At 33.9% G+C, this 26,787-nt stretch carries 23 protein-coding genes; 12 read left to right on the plus strand and 11 right to left on the minus strand.

From position 1 onward, the window contains the following. Window positions 1-178 precede the first annotated feature (178 nt). A complete protein-coding gene (locus CHB80_RS22080; protein WP_089373697.1) occupies window positions 179-880 on the plus strand; it encodes a hypothetical protein in 702 nt (233 codons plus the stop codon). Between the two features lie 112 nt (window positions 881-992). Next, on the plus strand, window positions 993-1,580 hold the full coding sequence (locus CHB80_RS22085) for a hypothetical protein (protein WP_143337219.1): 588 nt from the start codon (window positions 993-995) through the stop codon (window positions 1,578-1,580). Window positions 1,581-1,588: 8 nt separating this feature from the next. Here CHB80_RS22085 and CHB80_RS22090 read toward each other — a convergent pair whose 3' ends face one another. Then, window positions 1,589-2,839, minus strand: coding sequence for a mechanosensitive ion channel family protein (locus CHB80_RS22090; protein ID WP_089373699.1), 1,251 nt, complete (start codon window positions 2,837-2,839; stop codon window positions 1,589-1,591). 166 nt (window positions 2,840-3,005) lie between these two features. Between CHB80_RS22090 and CHB80_RS22095 the strand changes: the two genes are divergently transcribed. Both CHB80_RS22095 and CHB80_RS22100 read left to right on the plus strand, forming a co-directional pair. After that, entirely contained in the window at window positions 3,006-3,707 is a 702-nt protein-coding gene (locus CHB80_RS22095) for a leucine-rich repeat domain-containing protein (RefSeq protein WP_143337220.1), read from the plus strand. A 15-nt stretch (window positions 3,708-3,722) separates the two neighbouring features. Continuing rightward, complete coding sequence (locus CHB80_RS22100; RefSeq protein ID WP_179218246.1) at window positions 3,723-4,253, plus strand: GNAT family N-acetyltransferase; 531 nt, start codon at window positions 3,723-3,725, stop codon at window positions 4,251-4,253. 4 nt (window positions 4,254-4,257) lie between these two features. On the opposite strand, the gene CHB80_RS22105 is transcribed toward CHB80_RS22100, so the two are convergent. Then, window positions 4,258-4,581 (minus strand): ArsR/SmtB family transcription factor, encoded by a 324-nt coding sequence (locus CHB80_RS22105; protein WP_089373702.1) that lies wholly within the window; start codon window positions 4,579-4,581, stop codon window positions 4,258-4,260. After that, a complete protein-coding gene (locus tag CHB80_RS22110; RefSeq protein WP_089373703.1) occupies window positions 4,571-4,996 on the minus strand; it encodes an SRPBCC family protein in 426 nt (141 codons plus the stop codon). Before CHB80_RS22110 ends, CHB80_RS22105 begins: the two co-directional genes overlap by 11 nt. 163 nt (window positions 4,997-5,159) lie before the next feature. On the opposite strand from CHB80_RS22110, the gene CHB80_RS22115 reads away from it, so the two are divergent. Further along, window positions 5,160-7,595: a family 20 glycosylhydrolase gene (locus CHB80_RS22115; RefSeq protein WP_089373704.1), complete on the plus strand. Its 2,436-nt coding sequence runs from the start codon at window positions 5,160-5,162 to the stop codon at window positions 7,593-7,595. Between the two features lie 5 nt (window positions 7,596-7,600). On the opposite strand, the gene CHB80_RS22120 is transcribed toward CHB80_RS22115, so the two are convergent. Further along, window positions 7,601-10,033, minus strand: coding sequence for a TonB-dependent receptor domain-containing protein (locus tag CHB80_RS22120; protein ID WP_089373705.1), 2,433 nt, complete (start codon window positions 10,031-10,033; stop codon window positions 7,601-7,603). Between the two features lie 251 nt (window positions 10,034-10,284). Between CHB80_RS22120 and CHB80_RS22125 the strand changes: the two genes are divergently transcribed. The 3 genes from CHB80_RS22125 to CHB80_RS22135 all read left to right on the plus strand — a co-directional run bounded on the left by CHB80_RS22125 (window position 10,285) and on the right by CHB80_RS22135 (window position 13,959). Beyond that, window positions 10,285-11,382, plus strand: a complete 1,098-nt coding sequence (locus CHB80_RS22125) for a sensor histidine kinase (RefSeq protein ID WP_179218247.1) — start codon at window positions 10,285-10,287, stop codon at window positions 11,380-11,382. Next, window positions 11,379-12,107 (plus strand): LytR/AlgR family response regulator transcription factor, encoded by a 729-nt coding sequence (locus CHB80_RS22130; protein ID WP_089373707.1) that lies wholly within the window; start codon window positions 11,379-11,381, stop codon window positions 12,105-12,107. Before CHB80_RS22125 ends, CHB80_RS22130 begins: the two co-directional genes overlap by 4 nt. A gap of 73 nt (window positions 12,108-12,180) precedes the next feature. Next, window positions 12,181-13,959: an ABC transporter ATP-binding protein gene (locus tag CHB80_RS22135; RefSeq protein ID WP_089373708.1), complete on the plus strand. Its 1,779-nt coding sequence runs from the start codon at window positions 12,181-12,183 to the stop codon at window positions 13,957-13,959. Window positions 13,960-14,443: 484 nt separating this feature from the next. Here CHB80_RS22135 and CHB80_RS22145 read toward each other — a convergent pair whose 3' ends face one another. The 5 genes from CHB80_RS22145 to CHB80_RS22165 form a co-directional block, all read right to left on the minus strand. Continuing rightward, entirely contained in the window at window positions 14,444-14,965 is a 522-nt protein-coding gene (locus tag CHB80_RS22145; protein ID WP_089373710.1) for a DinB family protein, read from the minus strand. Window positions 14,966-15,018: 53 nt separating this feature from the next. Then, the gene (locus tag CHB80_RS22150; protein WP_089373711.1) at window positions 15,019-15,231 is read right to left on the minus strand and encodes a hypothetical protein; all 213 of its coding nucleotides are present in this window, start codon (window positions 15,229-15,231) and stop codon (window positions 15,019-15,021) included. 37 nt (window positions 15,232-15,268) lie between these two features. Continuing rightward, entirely contained in the window at window positions 15,269-15,457 is a 189-nt protein-coding gene (locus CHB80_RS22155) for a hypothetical protein (protein ID WP_089373712.1), read from the minus strand. Between the two features lie 189 nt (window positions 15,458-15,646). Then, window positions 15,647-15,991: a hypothetical protein gene (locus CHB80_RS22160; RefSeq protein WP_089373713.1), complete on the minus strand. Its 345-nt coding sequence runs from the start codon at window positions 15,989-15,991 to the stop codon at window positions 15,647-15,649. 44 nt (window positions 15,992-16,035) lie between these two features. Then, window positions 16,036-18,495 carry a zinc metalloprotease gene (locus tag CHB80_RS22165; protein ID WP_089373714.1) on the minus strand — a complete coding sequence of 820 codons (2,460 nt, stop codon included), beginning with the start codon at window positions 18,493-18,495 and terminating at the stop codon, window positions 16,036-16,038. Between the two features lie 213 nt (window positions 18,496-18,708). On the opposite strand from CHB80_RS22165, the gene CHB80_RS22170 reads away from it, so the two are divergent. Both CHB80_RS22170 and CHB80_RS22175 read left to right on the plus strand, forming a co-directional pair. Then, on the plus strand, window positions 18,709-19,518 hold the full coding sequence (locus CHB80_RS22170) for an AraC family transcriptional regulator (RefSeq protein ID WP_089373715.1): 810 nt from the start codon (window positions 18,709-18,711) through the stop codon (window positions 19,516-19,518). A gap of 56 nt (window positions 19,519-19,574) precedes the next feature. After that, window positions 19,575-20,717 (plus strand): serine hydrolase domain-containing protein, encoded by a 1,143-nt coding sequence (locus tag CHB80_RS22175; protein ID WP_179218248.1) that lies wholly within the window; start codon window positions 19,575-19,577, stop codon window positions 20,715-20,717. A gap of 29 nt (window positions 20,718-20,746) precedes the next feature. Here CHB80_RS22175 and CHB80_RS22180 read toward each other — a convergent pair whose 3' ends face one another. After that, on the minus strand, window positions 20,747-21,751 hold the full coding sequence (locus CHB80_RS22180; RefSeq protein ID WP_143337222.1) for an Ig-like domain-containing protein: 1,005 nt from the start codon (window positions 21,749-21,751) through the stop codon (window positions 20,747-20,749). Between the two features lie 59 nt (window positions 21,752-21,810). After that, window positions 21,811-22,908 (minus strand): hypothetical protein, encoded by a 1,098-nt coding sequence (locus tag CHB80_RS22185; protein ID WP_089373718.1) that lies wholly within the window; start codon window positions 22,906-22,908, stop codon window positions 21,811-21,813. A 282-nt stretch (window positions 22,909-23,190) separates the two neighbouring features. Here CHB80_RS22185 and CHB80_RS22190 point away from each other — a divergent pair, with 282 nt between their 5' ends. Beyond that, window positions 23,191-26,010 (plus strand): VIT domain-containing protein, encoded by a 2,820-nt coding sequence (locus CHB80_RS22190; RefSeq protein WP_089373719.1) that lies wholly within the window; start codon window positions 23,191-23,193, stop codon window positions 26,008-26,010. Window positions 26,011-26,198: 188 nt separating this feature from the next. Continuing rightward, window positions 26,199-26,690, plus strand: coding sequence for a hypothetical protein (locus tag CHB80_RS22195; protein WP_143337223.1), 492 nt, complete (start codon window positions 26,199-26,201; stop codon window positions 26,688-26,690). Window positions 26,691-26,787: the final 97 nt, after the last annotated feature.

The following is a 26,787-nucleotide window of genomic DNA, read 5'->3' on the forward strand; positions in this document are numbered from 1 at the left end:
CGCACATCATTCCTTTTTTATTTTAAGTACATTGTGTTAAGAGATACATAATTTTACGACCTAAGTAAAAGTTTAAGCCCATTTAAGCATGATTTTGGTACAAAACTTGTTAATGGATATGTTAAGTTTCATTTATTATTAATACGCATTTACTATCTTTACTCATCAAATAATTATTTTGAAAACTACACCTAAGACATCTATTTTACAAAGCTCCTTATTTTGGATTGCACTATTCTGTGTGAGTATAGGGTATGCACAAATAGATGCGCCTCGTAAATCTATTAAGATTGAAGGGAAACAGAATAATGAAGCACCTAAGCCTATTTTGGTTTCTCCAGAAAATGCTTCTTCTAGTATTTCATCAGAAACGGTAAGTGTAAAAAGTAAGGTTCGTTTAGGACAACCAGAAAGCGGCACAAAAAAACGAGAAGTCCGTTTTATGGAAGGGGAGGAGTTTGCTAAAAAAGATTATACTGCCCTAGAAAATAAGCTTAACAACAAGAATAATTATACAAAAGATGCTGGTTTAAAACCCGAATATTATAATGATCAACATTTTGGTGATTTTAAAAGCGGTTCTAAATTTGTACGTTTTTTATATAGAGATCATGAGTATGTAGATGGAGATAGAGTAAGTGTAGCTGTAAATGACACAATAATACATCCTAATATTCATCTAGCTGGAGAGTTTCAAGGCTTCTATATAGATCTTAAAACAGGTTTTAATAAAATAGACATCACTGCTTTAAACCAAGGTACTTCAGGGCCTAATACTGCTCAATTTGTGATGTACGATGATAATAGACAGGTTATTTCTTCCAATATATGGAATCTTGCCACGGGTGTAAAAGCCACTGTGATTATCGTAAAAGATTAATTTTTTTATAGAAATTCTTTATACGCTTTCGCGAAATCGAGCTTGTGAGATTCACGACCAAAGGGAGAGTGTAGCGTTAAAGCGTAAACCCACCATACACCACTTATTATTTATGAAATCAACCCTACTATTCTTGTTTTTATGTGCATTTATGACATCTTCTACGTTTGCTCAAGAAGAAACACTACTCTTGCAAATAGATGAACCGTGGCGTAGCGAGCAATTAACATTTCCTATTGCATTTGCACCATCCTTAGATTATAAAGGAATAGAAGAAGTACGCTTTGCAAAAGGATGGGGAAAACCAGAAAGTGAAGAATTCTGGACGTATGCTTTTTTATGGTACCTGGATGAAGATCCAAAACTCACTGAGCAAAAATTGGAAAAAGATATCGCAGCGTATTTTGATGGACTTATGGATGTGGTTGGAAAAGGCAATGGTGTTACTGATATTCCAGAAACAACAGTTGTTTTTGTGAAAAAAGAAATAACAAATACAACAACAACCTATATTGGAAAAGTAAAAGTATTTGATGCATTTTTCACAAAATCTATTCAAACACTACAAGTAAAAGCAGTTGCCGATTACTGTGCGGATACAAAGAAGTACACTGTTTTATTTACATTTTCCCCTCAAGCATATGACCATACAGTTTGGAAAACACTAGATGGGATCACGCTTTCAGTAGATTGTAAATAAGTATATCCTTAATTTTTAGGTACGTATACGCCTGTACTTGGTAGTTCAAATAATTCTAAATCAAAATAAGATACAGATGCTAGAAAGTGGTCAAAAATATCTGCCATGATATATTCATAGTTTTGCCATCGTTTATCACTACTAAAGCAATATATTTCTAAGGGAACTCCTTGAGAAGTAGGAGCCAGTTGCCTAGCCATAATCATCATATCTTTATTAACCGCAGAGTGTTGTGAGATATAAGTTTCCATATATTTTCTAAATACCCCAATATTAGTAAGATTACGCCCATTCACTTGAAGCTCTCTAGAAATTCCTAATGAAGTATTTGAAGCATCTATTTTTTCCTGACGATCGGAGAGGTATGTAGTAATGAGTTCGATTTTTTTAAGCTGTTCAATAGCATCAGAAGTTAAAAACTTTATACTCTCTTGTTTGATATAAATAGCTCTTTTAATACGTCTTCCATCAGAATCATTCATGCCTCGCCAGTTCTTAAAACTGTCAGAAATTAGTGCATATGTAGGAATGGTTGTGATGGTTTTATCAAAGTTTTGAACTTTTACAGTAGCAAGATTAATTTCTATCACATCTCCATCGGCGCCATATTTATCAAATGTAATCCAGTCACCTATGCGTACAATATCATTGGTTGCTACTTGAATACTTGCTACAAATCCTAATATGGTATCTCTAAATACTAAAATAATCACAGCAGAGATGGTCCCCAATCCTGCTAAAAATTTCCATAAATCAATATCTGCAACTACTGCAAGAGCTAGAAATACACCAGCAAACCAAGCAAAAATCATAAAGACCTGAATATAACTGTCTATAGGTTTATCCTTGAGCCTTGGTTTGGTTTTAAAGTAACTTTTTAATGAGTTTAAAAAAGCACGTGCTATTCGTAATACCAATACAATAGCCAGTAATTTTAAAAAGATAATGGCTGCTTTTTGGGTTTGAGGAAAGTCCTGAAAAATATGAGGAACTGTCCAATAAGCAATCATAAATGGAATTAAATGACCTACGCGTCTGGGAACTCTATTTTCTATGAGTAAATCATCGAGTTTTGTTTTTGAAGCGGTAGCAATCCCGCTAGATACTTTGCGTAAAATTTTTCGCGAAAGCATATCTATAACTAATAATACAGCAACTAAAAGGATACATAAAACAATAACATTGAGATAGGTGGCCATCGTTTCAGAAAACTCTTTCTTTATCAAAAAATCATATAACCAATGGCTTATTTTTTTCATCTTGAATCGTACAATTTGCACAAAAATACTACTAATTATACGTAGTTTATTGTCATTAATTGATTTGATGCATTATATCTATATATTATTTAGAAAATTGAAATGACTTTGATCAAGCGTGCTTAGTTTTAGTATATTTATTTTTTTTAATAGTCTATACATTGAAATGTTCAAAAAGGTAGTTCACATATGTTTGTTTCTTCAAGTCTTTAGCGTTTTTTCTCAGGATATTGATATTCCAGATAAGAATTTTTTAAATGCTTTATTGATAGCTGGTACAGAAGAAAGTGATGACACGCTACTTGGTAATACAATTATAGATAAAAATGGTGACGGAAAAATACAAGAAGAAGAGGCTTTAAAAATTTTAAAACTTACTGTTTCTGGTAAACATATAAAATCATTACAGGGAATAGCGCATTTTAAACATTTAATGTACTTGAATGTTGCTATAAATGATCTAACAACAATTGATTTAAGTAAAAATAAGTATTTAGAAATCTTAGATGTAAGAGGTAATGATTTAAAAGAACTCCAATTAGAAAAACTTAGTAATCTATATTGGCTATCCTGTTCATTTAATAATTTGCAAGAATTGAATTTTAGTAAAAACCTAAATTTAAAAATATTAGATTGTAAATTGAATTCTATTAAACGCCTAGACCTAAGTATGCTTACAAAAGTGCATACGATATACTGTGGCTATAATAATGATTTAGAATACCTTAACCTTTTAAATAATAAAAACCTCTCAACCCTTAGAGTAGAAGGTACAGAGAAACTTCAATGTATTCTTGTAGAGGATGGACTGGAATTATCAAATTTTCAAAAAGATGAACATCAAATTTTAGGACGTACATGCAATTAATAAACTATGATTTATATGCCTAAAAACTTTTCAGATTTTGCGCCTTTACAAACAGAACGGTTATACATTCGTGCGCCAAGGATAGGAGATAGAGAAGCAATTTTTTATATGCGTTCTGCTCCTGAAGTAAATGCATATATCCAACGTGTACCTCCAACGTCGTTACAACAAATAGACCTTTTTATTAAAGATCGTTTACATGATAGACAAGTAGGAGCGAGTATTTATTGGGTACTCACATTAAAAGAACATCAAGATCAATATATAGGCGCCATATCGCTTTGGAATTTTTCTAAGGATAGAAAAACAGCAGAGGTAGGATATGATTTACATCCAGATTATCAAGGAAAAGGATATATGAGTGAAGCATTAACTGCTGTGATGAATTTTGGCTATAACCTTCTTCAAATAGAAACTATTCTCGCATATACACATATAGAGAATCTTCCCTCTAAACGGTTATTAGAACAGCATGGTTTTATGCTCACAGATATGAAAGATGTAGGTCTCCCTCATAATATTGTATACAAAAAAGAAGCCCCTTAAAAAGTTATTCTTTTTGATCTAAAAAATCTCCTAATTGATCTAGTTTTGTATCCCAGAATTTCTCGTAAAAACTTACCCAATTTTTCACCTCTTGTAAAGGAGCAGCTTCTGCTTTACAAAAACGTTCTCTACCAGAGGTAGTAATGGTAATTAAGCCTGCATTTTCTAATGTTTTTAAATGTTTTGTAATCCCTTGTCTTGTAATATTAAACTGTGCAGAAACCTGTGTAATAGGCAATGCTGTAGCTGCGATCACTAAGGCGTGAAATAATTCACGCCTTGTAGGATCAGAAATCGCTTTTAATATTTTTGTAATATTATCCTGCATGTACGATATCTTTTAAATAACCGCTAAGTCCTGTTAAACAATTATCCCAACCTCCATTAAAACTTTGAAACATTTCAATAGCGGTCTCTCCATGATAGTTTGAAATCCCAGAATGTTCCAAATATAATTTTGTGCCACCCTCTACTTCTTCTAATACCCATTTTACAATAGTTTCCATAGGGTTTTCTGTAACAATCCAAGAATAGATAAGTGTGTAAGGAGTTGCTTCTAATACTTCACCACGTATAGGAGAGCATTCTCCTCCAGCCGCATTAAATGAGTATTGAAATCCTTTTTCTGCTTTAAATGTAGCTGGAATAAACCACGTTGAGATTTGCTCTTGATTGGTAATTGCATCCCATACTTTCTGAATGGGATGATTAAATAACTGTTCTTTTGAAATAATGTCTTTCATTGGTATTGATTTTTTGATTAATGCAACTAATTGGTTGCTAAAATACAAAAACTATTTTAATATGCAACTTTTTGGTTGCTTATTGTGATGTGTTATTTTAGTAGCTTCGTTGTAGCCTTTTCATTTTTAGATAGAAGGGGAGTGGTTTTAATACTTTATCGATATGAATATTTTTTATAGGCTCATTGTATTTTGTTTATATATCTCTATTGTAAGTTGTACTGAGCAAGCGCGTATCGATACTTATGAATATTCTATTGTGCCTGTACCACAAGAAGTTACTCTTACGGGTGCCTTTATAAATCTTTTAAAACCACTTAGCGATCAACCTACCACTGTAAAAAAGTTTGGAGATTATCAGTATATATTGGACCAAGTTATTTTTAATCCAAATGCTTCAACTCCTAATTTAGAAAGTCAATTGTCAAGCAGATTAGAACTTTCCATTGATATTGCGATGCCTGAAGAAGCGTATCAACTTGATATTTCTGAAGAATCTATACGTATACAAGCCGGAAGCGACCGTGCTGTTCGGTTTGGTATTATGACCTTATCTCAGCTTATTACGGAACAAGGTACGGTTCCAGTAGGTAGCATTAAGGACCAACCAGATTATGAGTACCGTTCAGTAATGATTGACTTATCTCGTAATTGGCATTCGGTAAATACCTTGAAACAGCTTATTGTTTTAGCTGGATTTTATAAGGTAAAATATGTGCATTTACATCTCACCGATGATGGTTTATTTACTTTTTCTAGTGATGCATTTCCAGAGTTACGTACTGAGAAGCATTATTCTAAAGAAGATTTGATGGTTTTAAACGCTTTCGCGAAAGCGTATGGAGTCACCTTAATTCCAGAAATTGATATGCCTGGACATTCAAGTGCTTTTATTCGCGCCGATGCGCAACGTTGGGGCATTGAAAATAGTAAAGAAAACTACTATACGTTAAATATGGGAAGTGAGCAGGTGTATGAAGGGATCCAAACCTTATTAGAAGAAGTAGCTGAAGCTTTTCCAGAGAGTCCGTATATCCATATTGGAGGTGATGAGGTATATATGGGTGGGTTTGAGAATGACACACAAGTACAGGCGTATATGAAAGCACACGAATTAGAATCATTGACAGATCTATACCATCATTTTATTGTTCGTGTAGGAACACAAGTGAAAGCTATCGGAAAAACTCCGATGATCTGGACAGGTTTTGAATTGGAAAGTGAGGTGAAGATTCCGAAGGATTTTGTAATTATGGCGTGGAATATGACCGATTATACTCCTCAAAAATTGGCACAAGATGGGTATACTGTCATTAATGCTTCTTGGCAACCTCTATATGTTGTTAATAATCGTAAATGGTCTCCAGAAACGATCTATGATTGGTCACCCAACCAATGGAAAAGTGATCAAACGCCTAAAGAATTACCAGGGCATCGCGTTAAAGACAGTGCATCTATGATTATTGGAGGAAGCATGTGTGCTTGGGAACAAGGACAGTATAAAGAATTAATCACTTTACGAAAACGTTTAGCAGCTATGAGCGAACGTTTATGGAATACAAATGCCACTGATTATGCTACATATGCTTCTAGAAATCAAAAATCTGACCAACAGTTAGAAGCGATTTTATTTCCTTTTACACTGACTGAAAGTGGATTAACTCAAGGTGATTGGGACGATGCAAATCGTTATGAGAATTTTGAATTTGAAGATCTATTGTCATTGCACATTAAGTCGGCTCACAATGACATAGCGGTTCGTTATACCCAAGATGGACGTATCCCCACAAATACGGATCGTATGTATTCTTTACCTATTATATTAAAAGAATCGGGACTGGTTTCTTTTCAAGCTTTTAGAAATGGTACGCCTATCGGACAAACGTTAGAAAAGAAGTATTTCTTAGCACCTATTCAGGCTAAGGTTACAGGACTTGTTAATGATTTATCTCCTCATAGTTGGGAGAATCATAAGTTTGCAGATACAGCAACCTTTCATTTTTCTTCAAAACGTGATGGGGTTTTACGATATACTACAGATGGAAGTACACCTACAGCGATAAGCAGTATATATACAGATCCTATCGTACTTAAGGATTCTAAAACAATAAAGGTTGGCTTGTTTGATACGGCTGGTGATCAGATAGGTGCTTCTTGGTATGAAGAATACGTACAATTAGGATTAGAAACGAGTTTAACTACAGGGAAACCAGTGAGTACCTGTCATGGTGATAATGAGTTAGGTGTTCCTTCCCTTATCAATAATGGAGAGATTGCCCGTTGGGATCATTGGGGAACACATACCAATGGTGATAATTGGGTGATCATAGACTTAGAACAAGCTCATGAACTTACACGTTTTAAAACCTATACCTTTTGGGATGGGTATCGGTATTATGAATATACGATTGATGTATCATTAGACGGTACATCATGGAAACAAGCAGTAGATCAAAGTGAGAACAGAAAATTATCAGTCCCTGAAGGACAAGAAGATATTATAAAACCCACAAAAGCTCGATATGTTCGTCTTAACCTGATTCGTAATAGTGCTAATCCAGGATTGCATCTAGTCGAATTTCAAGCGTTTGCGGATTAAATGGACTAATTTTGGATTCTAGCCTTTTCACTATCGGCGCTAGATCTACTATTTCCTTCTTTTACTTTTGTATTTCCAAACGGATAGGAGAAACTGAGTCGCCAGATACTTGATACTGCAGATTCTGGTAAAAAACGCACATCAAATACATTATCATAGGCTTCTCGTGTAAGATCACCTACTTGTGACTTAATATCAATGCTTTTAAAGATATCGGTGACACTTAGTTGTAAACTACTTCCATTTTTAAATTCTTTTTTAAGTCCTGCATTTACAGTTCCAAACCCTTGCACAGTGGCACTTCCATTAAAATGTTTTGATGTATACCACCCTGAAATTTCTAAAGATATTTTTGATGGAAATTGTATAGTCTGGCTTCCATTAAAATTATAATGCACATAATCATGCGTGAGTTGCTCTCTTGTATGGAGTAATTTAAATTGTCGTACACCAATGGTTCCATTTAGATTTAATTGCCACCAATTATTTATTTTGACAGGAATATTAGATTGGAAGTCTATGCTATTCTGATATTTCAAGTTTTGTGGAGCAATAATAGCAAGATCACTTCGGTCATCTTCAGTAACCTGAAAACGCGCTAATGGATTATCTTCCTGTGTTGCTATTACAGAAAAACTATAGGCTTTATACGCATAGGTAATTGTGAGGCTATTGGTAATAGCAGGTGAGAGTTGCGGATTTCCACTAAAAACAGAGGTGGGGCTATTGTAACTTAAAAAAGAAGCAAGATCATTATAGCTTGGTCGTGTAATTCGGCGGTTGTAAGCGAGGTTCCAGCTTTTTGTATCTGAAAGTGTCTTGGTGAGAAATACAGACGGAAATAATTGTCCAAAACTACGATCTAAGCTAGCATCATCAAACTCTTGATTCCAATATTCATAGCGTACACCTAATTGTGCATTTATAGAATTGCTAAGTGTGTAATTTGCTATTCCATAAACAGCACCAATTTGCTCTGTATTTTCATTGATATTTACAAATCTAGGATCTGTAATAAACGTATCGCCTTCTTGTATCTCAATGCGTGCATTGTTGGTTGTTTTTGAAAGAGAGCCTTTTATACCTCCTTCTAGCGTGAGCTTTTCATTGATAGGTCTACTATAATCTATTTTTAAAACACCTACATCTATAGAAGTGCTATTTGTTCCTCGATTTCCATTATTATAAATCTCACCTTCGGGTTGAAAAGGAATACCATTTTCATCAAGATATATGCTTTGTACGTTGTTTGGGGTATCATTCTTATAGTTTATATAATCTGCCGTAATACCAAAAGTATGATTGTCATTTTTAGTTTCATAGAAAGCAGAGGTATTGTAATTTTTCCATTGGCCATTAGCTCTAAGATTGATACGTGCATCCAGAAAAGGATTGATAGGGAAATTATACAAGCCACGGTTATCTGTTTGAATAGATGGATTTGATTGATTGTAGGTGATACTCGCTCCAAAAAGCGAGGCTTTATTGAGTTGATATTCGATACCCGATGTTAGGTTATGATTTCTATTGAGTTGGGAGGTTTCACTGGTAAAATCAATAAATGTTTCTCCCCCAAATACGGGAATATTGGTACTCCCAAGGCCATTCCAAGTACTATAGGTATCGTCATATGAGAATGAATAATAACCATATAGCGTTGTTTTTTCGCTACCGTAATTAAGCGATACACTTGATGTTTGTTTTACTCCTTCTCCATATCCTGCAGAAACGGTAGCATTACCACGTGTACCTAATGCTTCATTTTTAGTCATAACAATATTGATAATACCTGCATTCCCATCGGCATCATAGCGAGCAGAGGGATTGATGAGTAATTCTATTTTCTGAATATTGTCGGCACTCATTCCTTGTAACAGTGTAATAAGGTCTGAAGTAGGGATGCGTTGTGTTTTTCCGTTAATCATAATGGTAGTGCCACTCTTTCCATTTAGAGAAAAACTATTGTTTCGCTGATCTAAAATGACTCCTGGTGAACGTTCTAATACTTGTAAAGCAGAGCTTCCCTTGGTCAAAATACTACTTTGCACATTAATCACACTCCCTTCTTGAGTGCGTTCTATGAGTTTCTTTTTGGCGACAATAGCCACTTCGTCCAGTGCGGTTGCTTCCTCTAATAGTATGATGTTTGGGAATGTTTTTGTATCCGCTTTCGCGAAAGCGAACGACTCTGAATTCCATGTTTGATATGAAATCAAATGTATTTGTACGGTATAATGTCCATCTGGGATATCATCTATATAAAAAGCACCAGTTTCACTAGTGATGACACCTTTTGTAAGTTCTTTTGTGAGGTCATTATAGAGTATCACATTGGCAAATGGAATAGGGGTGTTATTGGCATCTATAACTTGGCCACTTATTTGACTATAGCTTACATATGTGGTCATTAGCAGGATAAATAGAATACGAATTCTCATAATTTTAGGATTGTTTGTGTCGCAATAACCATAGAGAATACGTAGAAAGAAAATAGGATTGCTGAGATGTAGAAGATTCTTTATAAGCGGTGTATCATCGTGTAAAGAGGCATTTGTAGTGTATGATTTTTTGCAAATTACCACTCGTCAATTATTTCTTACTTCTTGTCAAGTAATGTTTAGTAATTACTCATGGCTTATTGTATTTTTATGGGATGACTAAGAAGTTACATTTGATACTTTCTCAACTAATGCGGTACAAACTCCACCATGTTGCTTTATGGGCTTTATACAATTTTGTGTGGTGGTCTGTTTATGAAGGAAGTGTTTTTGGCATTTTTGAAACATTGCAAGAACCACATAATATTGTGAAGTACTTTAGTTATGTGAGCTTTCATACTCTTAGCGTTTATTTCTGTGTACACGTACTGATTCCTAGGTTTTTAGAAAAACACAGATACATCCCCTTTTTTGGCGCTCTTATTGCTACAATAGTAGTTACTGCAACCCTCATCACATGTAATTATTATATAGCGGGTGCTATTGCGGGAACTTCTCCTTATGAATTATTTAAAATTGTCCCAGCATCTCCTGTCACTATCTTTAAGAATAATGCATTTCCTTCTTGTGTTGCAGCGATGACATTAGGGATGAGTATTAAATTGGCTAAGAATTGGTTGTTATCTCAAAAAAAACAACAACTTTTAGAAAAGGAAAAACTAGAGACAGAGCTTAAGTTTTTGAAATCACAGTTTAATCCTCACTTCTTGTTCAACACGATTAATTCTATTTTTGTTCTGATTAATAAGAATACAGAAATGGCTTCAGAATCTCTTGTGAAGTTTTCTAGTTTACTACGTTATCAATTATATGAATGCAATACTCCTACGATTCAATTAAGTAATGAAATACAGTACATTAAGAGTTTTATTGAATTAGAAAGCTTACGTCAGAATGCTAATTTTTCTTTAAAAGAATCGTATCCGGAAACGGTATCGACCAATGTGATGATAGCTCCTTTTATTTTAATTCCTTTTATAGAAAATGCATTTAAACATTTGGCAGAAGATCATCAATTAAAGAAATGGATTCAATTTGATTTAAGTTTACAAGAAAATACATTGACACTTTTTATAGCCAATAGTGCTAACTTTCAAATTCAGACACATACCTTAGAAGATGCTTCTTACAAGGGATTAGGGCTTAAAAATGTAAAGCGTCGCCTTGATTTATTATATCCAGATACATATACATTGGTGGTTACAGAAAATAAAGATCGATATACTGTACAGCTTTCTTTACTGTTAACAACGCAAGCACATGTTCAACTTCAAAAAGTAACGGCATGATAAAGTGTATTGTTATAGATGATGAGCCTTTAGCAAGAGAGTGTATTACCAATTATATTCAAGAAATTGATTTTCTTAGTTGTATGGGGAGTTTTAGTACGGTTCTAGAAATGAATTCGTCGCTGAATATAGAAGATATCGATGTATTATTTTTAGATATTCAAATGCCTGTTATTAATGGGTTGGATTTTTTGAAGATGACCAAAAACCCTCCTATAACTATCCTTACGACGGCATTTCCTAACTATGCCATAGAAGGGTTTGAACTGAATGTGTTGGATTATTTATTAAAACCTATTTCGTTTAATCGTTTTTTTGCTGCGGTTTCTAAAGCAAAAACCCAATATGTTTTAAAACAATCTATAGAGGATACCGAAACTCTTCAAGAAGAGCAAGATTGTTTTTTTATTAAATGCGATGGGAAGTACGAAAAGATACATGTAAATGCTATTCTTTTTGTACAAGCCATGCAAAATTATGTCATTATTCAAACGACGGAAAGACGTTATATCACCTTACTTTTTCTTAAAAATGTGATAGAAAAACTAGATAAAAATGCTTTTATACGAGTGCATAAATCCTATGTGGTTGCTATCTCAAAAATAGATACGATAGAATCTCATGAGATTCATGTTAAGGATTTTAAAATCCCACTAAGTAGAAATTATAAAAAGGAAGTGATGCCTATTATTATAGGTAATAAACTTTGGAATGATGCAAAGTAAAAAATGAGATTATTTTAAGAATAGGGTTTATACTTTGACCTATCTTTGAGGTACTCTATGTATTTATGTATTCATGAAAGAATTTGCACAAACTCCTCCCAAAAACGCTAAAAATCAAGAAAGGTCTAGAATTACTATAGGAAAAGCATTTAAAACAATTATTTGGCCACGCCGTAACTTGGTTTTTATAGGATTGATTCTTATTGCTATTAGCCGATTAGCTAGCTTAGTATTGCCATGGCAAACGCAAGTATTAATTGATGAGATTGTATTCTGTAAATATATGGATAGGCTAGATAATGTTTTGTGGCTTGTTGGAGCGGCGTTATTAATACAAGCAATTACTTCTTTTTTACTAACACGTATTTTAAGTGTACAAGCACAATATGTGATATCAGAACTGCGTGCTCAAGTACAAAAAAAGGTATTGTCTCTTCCTATTAGTTTTTTTGATAATGAAAAATCAGGTGCTTTGGTATCACGTATTATGAGTGATGTAGAAGGTGTGCGAAATCTTATTGGTACAGGATTGGTACAATTGGTAGGAGGGACGATTACGGCAGTAGTTTCTATTGTGTTATTAATACAAATTAATCCGTGGATGACACTTTTTGTGTTTTTGCCTGTTGGTATTTTTGGGTATGTGGCATTACGTGCTTTTAAATATATCCGCCCTATTTTTAGAAATAGAGGAAAAATCAATGCAGAGGTAAAGGGTAGATTAACAGAAACATTGGCTGGGGTTCGAGTTATTAAGGGATTTAATGCAGAAGATCAAGAAAATAAATCATTTGAAAAAGGAGTGGATTTACTATTCCAGAATGTAAAGAAAAGTTTGACAGCCACTGCTGTAATGTCGAGTTCTTCTACATTTTTACTAGGGCTTGCTTCTGTTGGAATTATGGGGATTGGAGGGTATTTTATGATTCAAGATGAAATGTCTACGGGTCAATTCTTATCGTTTACATTATATCTAGGATTGATGATAGCTCCTATTGTACAGATGAGTAATATAGGAAGCCAGTTGACAGAAGCGCTTGCAGGGTTAGATCGTACAGAAGAACTGATGAATATGACTCCTGAAGATGAGGTTGGAGATCGTACTGTTGAATTAACAGACTTTAAAGGTAATTTGAGTTTTGATAAGGTGTCATTTGCCTATGAAGAAGGGAAAGAAGTGATACATGATATAAGCTTTAAAGCCCCTGCGGGTTCTGTGATTGCGCTGGTAGGAAGTTCTGGTTCTGGAAAATCCACTATCGCAGGACTGAGTGCTACCTTCTTAAATCCAGATTCAGGAACAATTTCTATTGATAGTCAGGATTTGTCTAAAGTGAAATTGAGTAGCTTTAGAAAGCATTTAGGCGTTGTGTTACAAGATGAGTTTTTATTTGAAGGCACTATACGTGAAAACATTTTGTTTCCTAGACCGAATGCTAGCGAAGAACAATTACAGCAAGCTGTAAAAGCAGGCTATGTCAATGAGTTTACAGATCGTTTTGAAGAGGGATTAGACACTTTGATAGGAGAGCGTGGTGTTAAGCTTTCTGGAGGACAACGACAACGTATCGCTATTGCTAGAGCGATTCTTGCAGACCCTAAAATTATCATTCTTGATGAAGCAACTTCTAACTTAGATACAGAAAGTGAAGCCTTGATTCAGAAGTCACTAGCTGAACTTGTAAAAGATAGAACAACGATTGTGATTGCGCATCGCTTAAGTACCATAAAAAAAGCTGATCAAATTCTAGTGATAGAAGCTGGGCGTATTGCTGAACAAGGGACTCATGATGAACTTATAGCGCAAGAGGGAAGATACTTTGATTTATATACCTATCAGGCGAAGATATAGAAGTAATATTTCATTGCTTAATAACTTATCCAGTATTTATATTCTCTTTGTTTAGAATTAAACAATTGATAATAAATAAATTAAGTGTTTCTATTAACAACTTTTAAATGATATTAACATTTGAATTGTTAATGTAATGTGGAACTTCAATAGTATTTAGATTACAAAACATGTTGAATTATTTCATAATATGCAGTCTTAACAATAAAGAGTTGATTATTATGAATATAGATCTTTTAATGTGGATGATTTTTTCTGTGGTGTTGGTGGTTTTATTATGGATTATGCCTAACACTAAAATAAATGCAATAAGAAAACTATTAACCTCATTACTTCAAGTGTTACCTATTACTAAAGTTGCACAAGCTTATATAACATTTTTGGAGAGAAGTACGAATCGAATGAACGACTCTTGATCGACATGTATACGCTTTCGCGAAAGCGTAAAAAGTATAGTGCCAGATATAAAAGTCTTTATGAATATTTATAAAAAGCTCAATCTTTTTAGCGTAATCTTCATCTGTCCTTGATGATTAATTTCATCATCTATGATGTGTCTTATGTGATAATAGTAATTCCCTATATTTTTACCATTGGAAAGGATTATTTCTTCAAAGAGCCATTCATCTTTAAGATTTTTTAAATACGACAATGTATTTTCTCTAACCGACTCTAATTCTTTTAAATAGAAATCTAAATCGTTTCCATAGATACCTCGTTTATTCATAGTAGATGGCATAGCATGACGATACAATTTGAATTCATCTTCCGTTATATTTCTCTTATAAAAATTGTTTAATTGAAATTTGAATTCATGGCAAGCAATATGTAATAATAGAGTTCCAATACTATTACTATATGCATCAAAATTAAAATCTAGTTCACTGGTGGCTAATTTTTGTGTTTTTAATAATCTATAGGTTTCATTTCTCACATATTCCATCTCGGAAACTAAGATTCCTATCTGAAAATCAAACCCTTTTTTGGAAATTATATGCATTTTCATTTTAAGTTTTAAGCACGCATGGCCTATCAATAAGACCATGCATGCTTTTTAGATTAATTACCTAAACATAAATCTGCATTAGAAGCGTCTGCTTGGCCTTGAGACCAATAACACTCATTTGCAAATGATTCTTGTCCACCTGGTTTAGGTGCATCACATGCAATACATGATGTAAATGATGTACCTCCACCTTTTATAGTGTCACTTGCAAGTTTTGAAATTGTTTCTTTTTTAAGTTTTAATTCATTAAGATTCTTATTTTTCATTGTGATATCTATTTATAGGTTACTATTTTAAATACTATTAGCATAGGTTAGTAATATCTTCCGAGCCCTTAGACCAATAGCATTCGAGATCAAATGATGGTAATGGTTCTTCAATTTGTATGTTTCCAGGGCCACATCCAGCAGACCCTCCTTTGATTTTTTTACTAATGGGTTTAGAGATAATTTCTTTTTTAAGTTTCAGGTCATTAAGGTTTCTTTTTTTCATTGTGATAAAATTAAAAGGTTATATGTAATTGTTTAATATTCAGCATATTTCATGTAAAAAAAGTAAAACCCGATAATGGTTTACAACGAGTATCATTGTATTCATGAATTCAGATCTCTATTCATTTAAAATAGAAAAGCTATACGTTCTAAACGTATAGCTTTTTTAATGTTAAGCGGTATGATTACCTTATCTACAATAACCAGGTAAACATTCATTGTCACAGACGTCATGTGCGCGTTGGCATATTTTATCCCTTTTATTTATCTCTGTTTGATGCAGTCTAAATAATACGATATATGTTGCTAAAAGCGCCACTGTAGATCCACCAATCACCCAACCTATTACTGGAATAGCGTTTACTGCGGCTTTTTTAGAGATCCATACAATGATTGCGGCTGTTGATAGTCCTGCAGTTATTCCTAATGCATTACCTACCTTATCTCTTCTTTCTTTACGTCGTTTAACTCTTGCATTAGACCTCGCTAGTTCTTTAAGAATCTGTTTACATTGTTGTTCGTTACAATTTGCCATGATATAAATTTTTAGAATTAATATGTATTGTTATAAGGTTTGATTTAACAAGCTTCATCTTGTAGTAATGGCGTTTCTCTATAGGATAGATAAAGACACCAATTAAGTGTTTCAAACCTATTTATAAGATCTCTAATGGCATCAAATGAATGCGCATCTGACTCTTGATTTTCGATAGTACGATATAGCTTTTCATATGCATAATCCATATCTGCAAATAGATAGGCTTCTTCTGCATTCTTTAGTAACGTCTCTTGTAATTTTTTTAGACTATCTACTTTATCTCTGAATAGCATTGTCAATGTAGTAGAAGAGGAACATCCATTTCTTCGTATTTCTTGTAATTCTTTACATAGACAGTCCCAATTTGACGGACCAGCAATTTCACCAAAGTCAGCAAAAGCACCTTGTATTCTATCTATGAGTTGCGATATTGCATTTGAGTTTTTACCAGTTTTTAAGCTAAAGCCATAACCTACAATTTTGGTATCACCTAGGATAGGTGTTATCCCTACCGCTTCTTGTACATTACCGATATCAACACTGGCTTTGTTCATTTTTGCTCTGGCGATCATCAATACTTTAGTACCTGGGCGTAAGGAATCTGTTATTTCAACAGTAAGATTTTCTCCAGGTTTTACCATGATACATTTATCCATACTAGGGAATACCAATTCAACAGCGTCAATAGCTTTGTTTTCAGCAATTGTTGCCTCTATTTGTAAGGGCACAGTTTTTAATCCTTTTTCGTCTGGATAGTCAATAATAATAGGCTGAAATGAAAGTTGCTCTTCGGCGATATTACCAAAATTCATAAGTGTACTTTCAATAGTTAAGTTTCTTTGAGCCCAATCATTATCATCACGAACTAGTTGTTCGGTTTGATTCCAGTTAAGCGCTGTGATATCTTCACTAGGCTCAGCTGGAGTATGTACCACTGCAAATACACAACTATGTGTTGGACTGCCATTAGGTACTGTCCAAGGAAGTGATACTGTTTGTGTAGTTCCTGGAGTAAGTGTTCCTGTAATTGGGGCAGCTCCTAATAGTTGAAGATTAGCGGCTCCGCCACCTGCACCAGGATGTTTTAAGTAAAAACGAACTTCGGCATCTCTTACACGTAGGTTTTCTAACACATCAACTTTAGCAAACAAATAATTGGTGTGTAAAGTGACACCATCCATTTCAAATTTTGCAGGGTTTTCATGATCTGGAGTTCCATCGGCATTTAAACCTCCTGCTGCATTGGCTTGACGGTTCCATACATTTGACATGGAGTAGAAGTTTCTACCAGGAAATCCAGGATTAGATTCGGTACCCGTATCTTCTGGAAAATCTTTTAATACAGTATCTGGAATATCATGCATTAAACAACACGTATTTGTAGATGTACTCAATGCAGGATTTGCAACATTAATACAATTCCAATGAGTATTATTTGTTGAGTTTGGATTATTAGGTGAATTAGATGGTGTCATCACCGTATTATCGTCTGGTTCTGTACAACCAGTAAACGTTGCTCCTGGATGCCCTAAGCCTAGAATATGTCCTAATTCATGTGACAATAATTGTGGGTTTCCAGCATTGTTATCACTCATTACTACATTTCCTAATATAGAGTTGCAGGCATTGGCAACACCACCTCCTATAGAAGGTAAATTATTGTCTACAAAAAATACTTCAATAGCATTAGCATTTGGAGATGCATATGAAGCTCGGATATTTGTAATATTACTACTTGTTTTAAGGGTTGCATCCGTAATGATGTGAATAGGTAGTACATTAAAATTAATACAGCATTTACCCCATATGTTGGTTGCAGATGCCATCTGAACCGCTAATGATTGTCCCGTTGGAGATGTATCGGCAGTGCTGCTTCTATATCCTACAGGTTGGATCGTAAGTGTACGCTCATTGACTTCAAGATCAGGATGACAATTTCCTATATTGCCAATATCACCAAATGTAGAGCCCGCTAAAAGGAATGTAGAAGGACGTTTTTGATATAGGTATAAGCTATCTACTAAACGAATACCTCCATTTTTATAGCGCATAGTAATCGTAAGGTCTCTTAATTGATATTTACCTTCATTATCAGAAGAAACATCAAATTTTCCAGAAACGATAGTCTCAAAAATTTCAGATTCTACAGTTGTTACATGATCACTAATCCAGTTTACTCCTAATTCGTCCTCAATAGCTTTGTAAACAATGTCTGAGGTAGTTTGTATCGTAAATGAGAGCCCTTCTTTCTCTCGTTTTATAGTACTTTTACCAAAATGAGCCATTCCGCTTATTTTACCAGTATTTTTTCCTTTTGATGCTACGCCTAGGCCATACCATCCTAGTTTTGCTAGTTTTATACAAACACTTTTATCATGTTTCTCTACAATTTGGAGTTTCATCTCTCCTTCAATAAAGTTTCTTTTCCCTTCTTCTTCTGAATTTACCTGAAGATTTCCTTGTAACTTCACAAGAATATTCTCTTTAAATGTCGCTTTCATTGCTTTATAGTTTAAAATAATACAAGACAAAGCTCCATATTTAATTACAGTAAATTATAAGTTAAATAGCTCATTATTAGATAATAAAAACCCTTTTTTAATAAGGTGTATCCACTTGTTGTACATGTGTTTTCAGGAATACTCAATTAGAAATAAAAGTGTTTTTATGTCACAAAACTTTACAAAAAGCGTCTATCTTAGTATACCTAATGAATGCCTATGTTATTTGAACCTCAAATTCCAGAATTGCAACGCCACATCGATCATTATTGGATTGTAGAAGATATTACACAGTTGTCTTTTGGGAATAATCAATTATATGCCTACCCAGGAATTACACCGGATATGATTATTGTATTGGAGGGATATTACACCATTGATTATATGGGCAAACGTCTCAAGTCTAATAAGAGTCAACTCTTTAGTTTTATTCATAAAGAAGTTGTGATGGATTTGACACACCTCAAATCGTGCATTATTATTAAGTTTAAGTCTAGAGGTCTTTCTTCTTTAAAACCTTTTTTAGACCTCAATTCAGATGCCCTTATGAGGGATTCTATTGCATATATTGATGATGTGTTTGATTCTAAAATAGAGCGTTTTAAAGTACATTTACAAACTCTTACAACAGCAGAGATGGCAGCAGAGTTAGATCAGTGGTTGTTTACACATTATACGAAGGAACGTGAAGGCTTTGTGGTTGAAATGGCACAAGAGATAAGTGCTTCTTGTGACCTTAAAACTATTATGGAAGCGACAAAGTATTCTTACTCTACATTAGAGCGTCATTTTAAAAGAGATACAGGATTAACCCCCAAAAAATTCCAATCATTACAGCGCTATAAGCAAGCCATTCGTGAGTTGTATACGACTCAAAATGCAGATTGGCAACATTATATACATACATATGGATATTATGATCAGAGTCATTTTATCAAAGAAATTAAACGGTACACTTCATTTACACCTGCGCAATTATTGCAAACGCCGGCCTTTATACAAGTTCGCCCAAAATATTCATGACGAATTTTTACAATGGTAGCTTTCGCGAAAGCGTAATCTTTGTAAAAAACAATATAATGACAATTAGATATTACATATTAGGCTTGGCGCTATGCCTCATGAGCTGCAAAAGTCAAAAAGAAATTATAAACTATACAGGATCTCCTGATGAGGTGCTTTCTGGTATTCTAGAAGAAGAAGTGCAATCTACAGATGCCGCTGTTGCTGGGGTATCACTTACGGTCATTTCTCCTCAACTCGGTATTGATTTCTCAGGAGCATCGGGATATGATAGTATGATAAAAGATCATGTACTTACTCCTGACCAGCCTTTTCGAATAGCGAGTTTAACCAAAACGTTTGTAGCTACGAGTATTTTACGCTTACGCGAAAAAGGACTTGTAACCATAGATGACCCGATTACAAATTATATTTCTAAAGAACATATTGCCATTTTAGAAAATGGCGGGTATACGCCTTCTAAAATAACGGTAAAACAATGTATGATGCATACCAGTGGTCTTTTTGACTATGCCGAAGGAAATATGGATTATATCAATGAAGCTTCTAAAGATCCCAATAAACGTTGGACCCGTACAGAACAGATACAATGGGCGATGGATCACGGAAAACCACAAGGAGCACCAGGAGAAAATTATCATTATAGTGATACGGGCTATGTTTTACTGGGAGAAATTATAGAAAAACAAACTGGGAAAGGCCTTGCGCAAGGCATGCGAGAATTACTAAAATTTGATGAACTAGGCATGTCTTCTACATGGTTAGAATCATTAGAAGATCGTCCAAATGGATTACCAACATCAGTAAGAAGATATATGGATACCTTAGATGCTTCAGATTGGGATAACTCTGTAGATTTATATGGAGGTGGTGGCTTACAGTCTACCACAAGAGATTTGGCAGTATACTTACAAGCATTATTTTCAGATAAGATTTATGAACAATCTGAAACCATACCCGTAATGCTATTAAAATCAGAATTTTCTGGAGACCCATTGACTGAGTATCGCTTAGGTTTTGGATATATTAAGGGAAAATCAGGTATAGAAGCCTATTTACATTCTGGCTTTTGGGGAACATTATTTATACATTTTCCAGCATATAATTGTTCTATAGCGATAAATCATACGAATGACGAAAGTAATGGCGCTTTACAAAAAGTAATAAACTATGTACAATGGCTTGCTGAGAATCAATAATGGGTTTACTGTTACTCATCATAAGGTCTTCATTCTATAGAGAAAGAAAGTTCTAAGATTGGTGGTGTTCTTTTGGCTGTAATATCCTGATCAAATAATCGTTCTAAATTATTACCTGAAAGATCTTCAATAATAGGTTTACATTTTAATGTGTAAGTATTTTTATTCCAATTGTTTAATGGTGTGAAATAAATATTTTTTTGATTTGCTGCTATGATGAATTTTCCTTTTATTCTATTTCCAGAAGTGTCTACAATTTGCAAGGTGTTTTGAAGACTACCATAGTCTAATTGTTCTTGATATTGTAGTATGATAGGATCTTTCGTATTTGCTAATGGTAGTTGTAATTTCCAAGATGTGATAGATGGTTTTTTTCTATCGGGATCACTGACACTAAAGGAATGCTTAAAATTCATTTTCATAGAAATTCCTTGACGATCTTTTAAATGTTCATCAATGATTAATGTATAAGATTCACCAGGTATAAGAACTTCTCCTAAACGTTCATTGGGGCCTAAGTCTCTTTTCTGTCGTCCAGGTTCAATCCATAGGGTGAGTAATGTCCCATCGTCTGATAATAAAGGAGTTTCTAATGGTAATAATGCGCGATCTACTGTAGTATTATCGCTATTATTGATAAGAGAAATATGATCGTATATTTTTGATGGGCTTATAGGTTTTGAAAATTGGATGTACCATTTTAAAAAGTTAGATGGTAGCGTGTCTGAATTAGGATACACTTCAGTGATCTGTAAATGTTTGTATGACGCATCTAAATCTATTGTAAATGGATATACTTCATTTTCATAGACTACCGTATAGCGGTTGTTTTTTTGAAAGGGGAGGATAGGAATAAAATAGAGTTCCCCATTGTTTTGCGCATAATTCCCTAGAATAGCTTTTTTATCTAACGTTTGATGTATAGATGTATATGCTCCTTTGTATACTTTAAAATGTGACTCTTTTGAATGATCAGGCTTTTTTAAAGTTACGGTATCACTAGTAAAAGAAAACCTTGGAGATTGAGCATTCATCTCCAAGGCTATGATTATTAGAAGTATACTAACGATACTTCTTTTTTTATATAGATATTTTATAACCAACGGTTACTACTAGTTTTCAGTGCTAATTTTCCAGATGCTTCTCGTTGAATAAATACAAACTCTGTAGCATTTAATTTATCTAATTGTTGCACATTTACAAATGGAAGATTAATAAAATCAACGCCAGCAGTATCAGCACGTTCAGCTACCCGCGTAGTTAATGAATTTCCAAAAGATTCAATGTCTGCGACTTTAATTTTCATGAGTGCTCTATTGGTATTAGCCATTAAGATGTAACGAGCGCCTTCTTTTTCCATTTCAATAATATCCAAAGGTGTGTTCCAATTACCTAACTCAGCAACAGTACGTCCTTTGGTATGTGCGCCTGATTTTAATTCGCTTAAAGGAAATACTACTAATGGCGTGCAGGTGTAACTAGCGATAAGATGTGGTTCATTATTGATTTGAGTTGTTGTAAAAGCTTTGATAGGTGATGCAGTTTCGTATTGCCCATGTGCAGCATGATAAATCTCTAAAGAGCTTTCTTCTTGTTTTTGAGTAAAAGGAAATGGAATGGATCTAAAAGTAGATGCAAATTCAGCATTACTTAATCCCGAAACCATAACTTGTCCGTTTGCATATTTTATATCAGAGATGGCCCATTTGCGTAATGGTCTTCCTCGACGATCCTTTGCTTCTGTAGCAATTGCATTAGAAACTGCTGTGTTACTATATGAAACCGATTGCAAAGGCACCATTTCTAATGAATTGTTATTCACTAAAAAGAGGAATGATTTTCCAGAACTGTGTTGTGCTCCAATATAAATGTTTTGATTTGCAGGATTTACAACCATATCTACAATCTGTAATTGGTCGCTATCTGCTCCTAAAAGTTCGCTTAAAAGCAATTCTACGTCAGGAATATTTAATTTTTCATTAGTAGCAGTTGGAGCCGTGCTTAAGTCAATAGCAACTACTTGAGCTCCTTGACTATCACCTATAAATAAAATGCTCTCCGGACCAAAGGTCATCGCATTTATAGAGCCTATTTCAGGATTTCCAATATTAAATCCATCTGTAAGTGAAGTGTTTGCAAATAAGGGAGTACATAGTACACCTAACACTATTGTAAAAAGTATCTTTCTCATTTTGGTGGTTTTATGATAAAAGTAATTAAAATGCAGGTATACTTGCGTGAAAGAAATGTTAAGTGTTTTACAACATGTTGTTTGTGAGTAATTTACTTGATATTGTGTAATTTACAACTCCTGTTCCCTCATCAAAAAGTAGTATTCCCTCATTATAGATTTTATATGTAAATATTGACGTGTAATTTTATATCCTATTGAAAGTAGTATCTATTTTGTCATGGCACAATACTTGATTTAATGGTGAACAATCATCCAAAGCTTCATTTTAAACCATCAATTATGAAAAAAGCGATTCTTTTAGGACTATTATGTCTCTATTCTATTTCCCATGCTCAAAAAATCCCTGTTGTTACAGTAGATGATAAACCTCTAGGACTTTCTTCTTTAAAAATAGATGTTGTTGTTACAGGTAATATCGCTACGACAACCTACGATATGCAATTCTATAACCCTACCAATGCTGTTTTAGAAGGAACATTAGATTTTCCATTAGGTGATGGATTTTCTGTATCTCGATTTGCACTTGATATTAATGGAAAGCTAAGAGAAGCTGTTGTTGTAGATAAAGAATTAGGGCGTGTCGCTTTTGAGGCTGTCGTACGAAGACGTGTAGATCCGGCATTATTAGAAAAGGGAACAGGTAATAATTATAAAGCACGTATTTATCCAATACCTGCCAAAGGATATAAACGCATTGTACTGGCTTATGAACAAGAATTAAAACTTACAGATGGTAAGCATTACTATGATTTACCATTGGCGTTTCAAAACGAGTTAGAAACTTTTGATCTTACCATCACTGTATTTGATCAAAAAACAAAACCTATTATAGAAAAAGGGACGATCAACGGTTTAGGATTTACGCCTTGGAAACAGAACTTTACAACTTCAGTACAAAAAGAGAACTATAAACCCGATACACCTATACGTATTCAAATTCCTTTAGAAAAAATAGCTAGTAAACAGTTACGTACTGAAGAATACTTATATGTGTATACAATAGTAGATCAAGAGAAAAGAGCTCGAAAAAAACCAAAAATGATAACACTATTATGGGACGCTTCTTTGAGTATAAAAAAAAGAGAACTTCAAAAAGAATTAAATCTTCTAGATGCTTACTTTCAGAATCTTTCAGATGTAGAAGTAACACTTATTACATTTAGTAATACAATTAGAAATAGTGCTATCTATGAGGTGAAAAATAAACAATGGACTGCGCTCAAAAATGCATTAGAAAATACGACCTATGATGGGGGAACTAATTATTCAATACTAGCCGATCAAAAATTAAAAGGAGATGCTATTTTATTGTTTACTGATGGGATGCATACCTTAAGTAAATTTGATATGTATAGTAATATACCTGTATTTACTGTAAATAGTATGGTGAAAGCAAATCATCAGGTTTTACGTCAACTAGCAACTACTACACATGGAGGATATATCAATCTTATTGATACAGACACAAATGAAGGATTAGCTACACTTACCGAGCAATCTTTTCAGTTCTTAGGCTATACTACTACCAATACGGAAGCAGAAATCTATCCTAACACATCACAAACAGTAACGAATGATTTTTCAATGGCTGGAAAAAATCTAAAAAATGGAGATCGTATTACGTTACAATTTGGATATGATGGGAATGTGACTCAAGAAATCGAGATTGTTATTACTAACGCTTTCGCGAAAAGCGATATTGTAAAACGCCTTTGGGCAAAGGAGAAACTCCAAGAATTGTCACAAAACGTAAAAGAAAATAAAGAAGCTATAACAACACTTGGGACAACCTATCAGTTAGTTACAGATTATACGTCCCTTATTGTACTGGATGATGTGATGGATTACGTACGTTATAAAATTACACCACCTGAAGAATTATTAGAAGAATACAACCGAATCCTCTCACAAAAAAAGAGTGTTGGTGCAGTAGAGGTAATTATTGATGATGCGCAAATAACCGATAATACAGCATCAGAACGAAGAGCAGATACTACATTTAGAGGTTTTGCTCAAGGAGTTTCTGTAGATAGAGAGACCGAATTTGATTTGAATATGGAATCGCCAGCTGTTCCTGAAAGTATAGAAGTAGTAGAAGATGAGGAGATCGTTGAAGAAATAACGTTGTTAGAGGTTTCGCCTCAAGGAAATGCAAATGCTAAGTCTAAGTATACAGGAAAACTCATCGTAAAAGACAGAACAGTGAATACGCCGTATTTAAATGAATTACGCGAGATCAAAGATGTAGATAAAGCGTATGAGTATTATCTCATACAACGTACTTCGTATCAGAAAGAGCCTGCTTATTTTATTGATGTGGCCAATTTCTTTAAACATACATTTGACCATCACATATATGCTAGACGTATCGTATCTAATATTCCAGAAATAGATGGCGATAATTATGAACTCTTAAAAGTGTTTGGTTACCAAATGCAATTAGAAGATGCGCATGATATAGCTGCTTATATTTTTGAGCGTATCCTAGAATTACGTCCTGAAGATTCACAATCTTATAGAGACTTAGCTTTAGCTTATGAAAACATTGGAAAATGCCAAGAAGCATTAGATTTATTACTCCCTATTGTAGATGGAAGTATCTATAAAAATAACCAACGACGTAATTTTGAAGGTGTAAAAACCATTTCTGAAAATGAAATTAAACATCTAGTAAACGAATATAAAGAAGAGCTTAAATTAGATAGTATTCCTAATGCTCTTAAGGATATGAGTCCTATGGATATTCGTGTGGTGGTAGATTGGAATCATAATGATACAGATATCGATCTACATATCATAGACCCGAATCTTGAAGAGTGTTATTATAGTCATAATAAAACAGCGATAGGAGGAAGGATGTCTCAAGATATGACCCAAGGATTTGGCCCAGAAGAATATACCGTTCAGAAGGCTATAAAAGGAGATTACTTTATTAAAATTCGATATTATGGAGATCGATATCAGAAAGTAGAAAATCCTACTTTTATGAAGGTAACCATCTTTAAGTATTATGGAACTCGTAAGGAAACCAAAGAAACACAGCTTTTACGTCTTACTAAAGCCGACAATGAAGACATTATAGCGAAGCTTACATTCTGATAGATCGTGTGTTATTTACTAAAGATTTAGTTGTATACGCTTTCGCGAAAGCGTATGCATAAATCCAGTAATGGTATAGCATTTTGAAAGTGATCTACTTAAATGCACAGGTAAATATTTATAGGAAATTACCATTGGTATATAGTAATCATATATTTTTATGATACCATGACAACAAACCAATCACTATGAAAAAAATAATACTCTTGCTTTGTATGGCTACTTTTCTTGTAAATACTACGGTGGCTCAGGAAAAGAAGTCTAAAAAAGAAATCAAACTTGAAAAGAAAAAAGCAAAATTTAAAGCTCAAAAAAAAGCTATGGAAATTGGACAGTTTGGTTTTGCCATACGCAAGGTACTTTCTTCAAATGTAAATACAAGTGATTTTGCTGCTGGTATCTTATATGTGAGAGGAGACAAAGGTCAACTGGATGAGGTGTCATGGTATAAAACAATAGGAGAGAGAATACGCTTAAACAAAGATTTTGATGTATTAAATTACTATGTAATTACTTCAGATAACGGTCAGAAAATGACTGCCTCTTATCAAGGAATAGTTGATGGCATACGTTATTCTTTTACAACAGAGATTGCTTTTGGTGAAAAACCTAAACTCAAAATTGAGAGCACAAATGGTATTCAGATCTGGTATACAGGAGTTTTTGACACCAGAAATTGATGTGTTTTTTTAATGTATTTGCGAGAAGTTATACATCACTCTATTCTATTGAACGTTTTTTTAACCCTATTCATCGTTTTACTATGGTAGATTTGTA

Source organism: Dokdonia pacifica (assembly GCF_900188275.1).
Lineage (GTDB): Bacteria > Bacteroidota > Bacteroidia > Flavobacteriales > Flavobacteriaceae > Dokdonia > Dokdonia pacifica.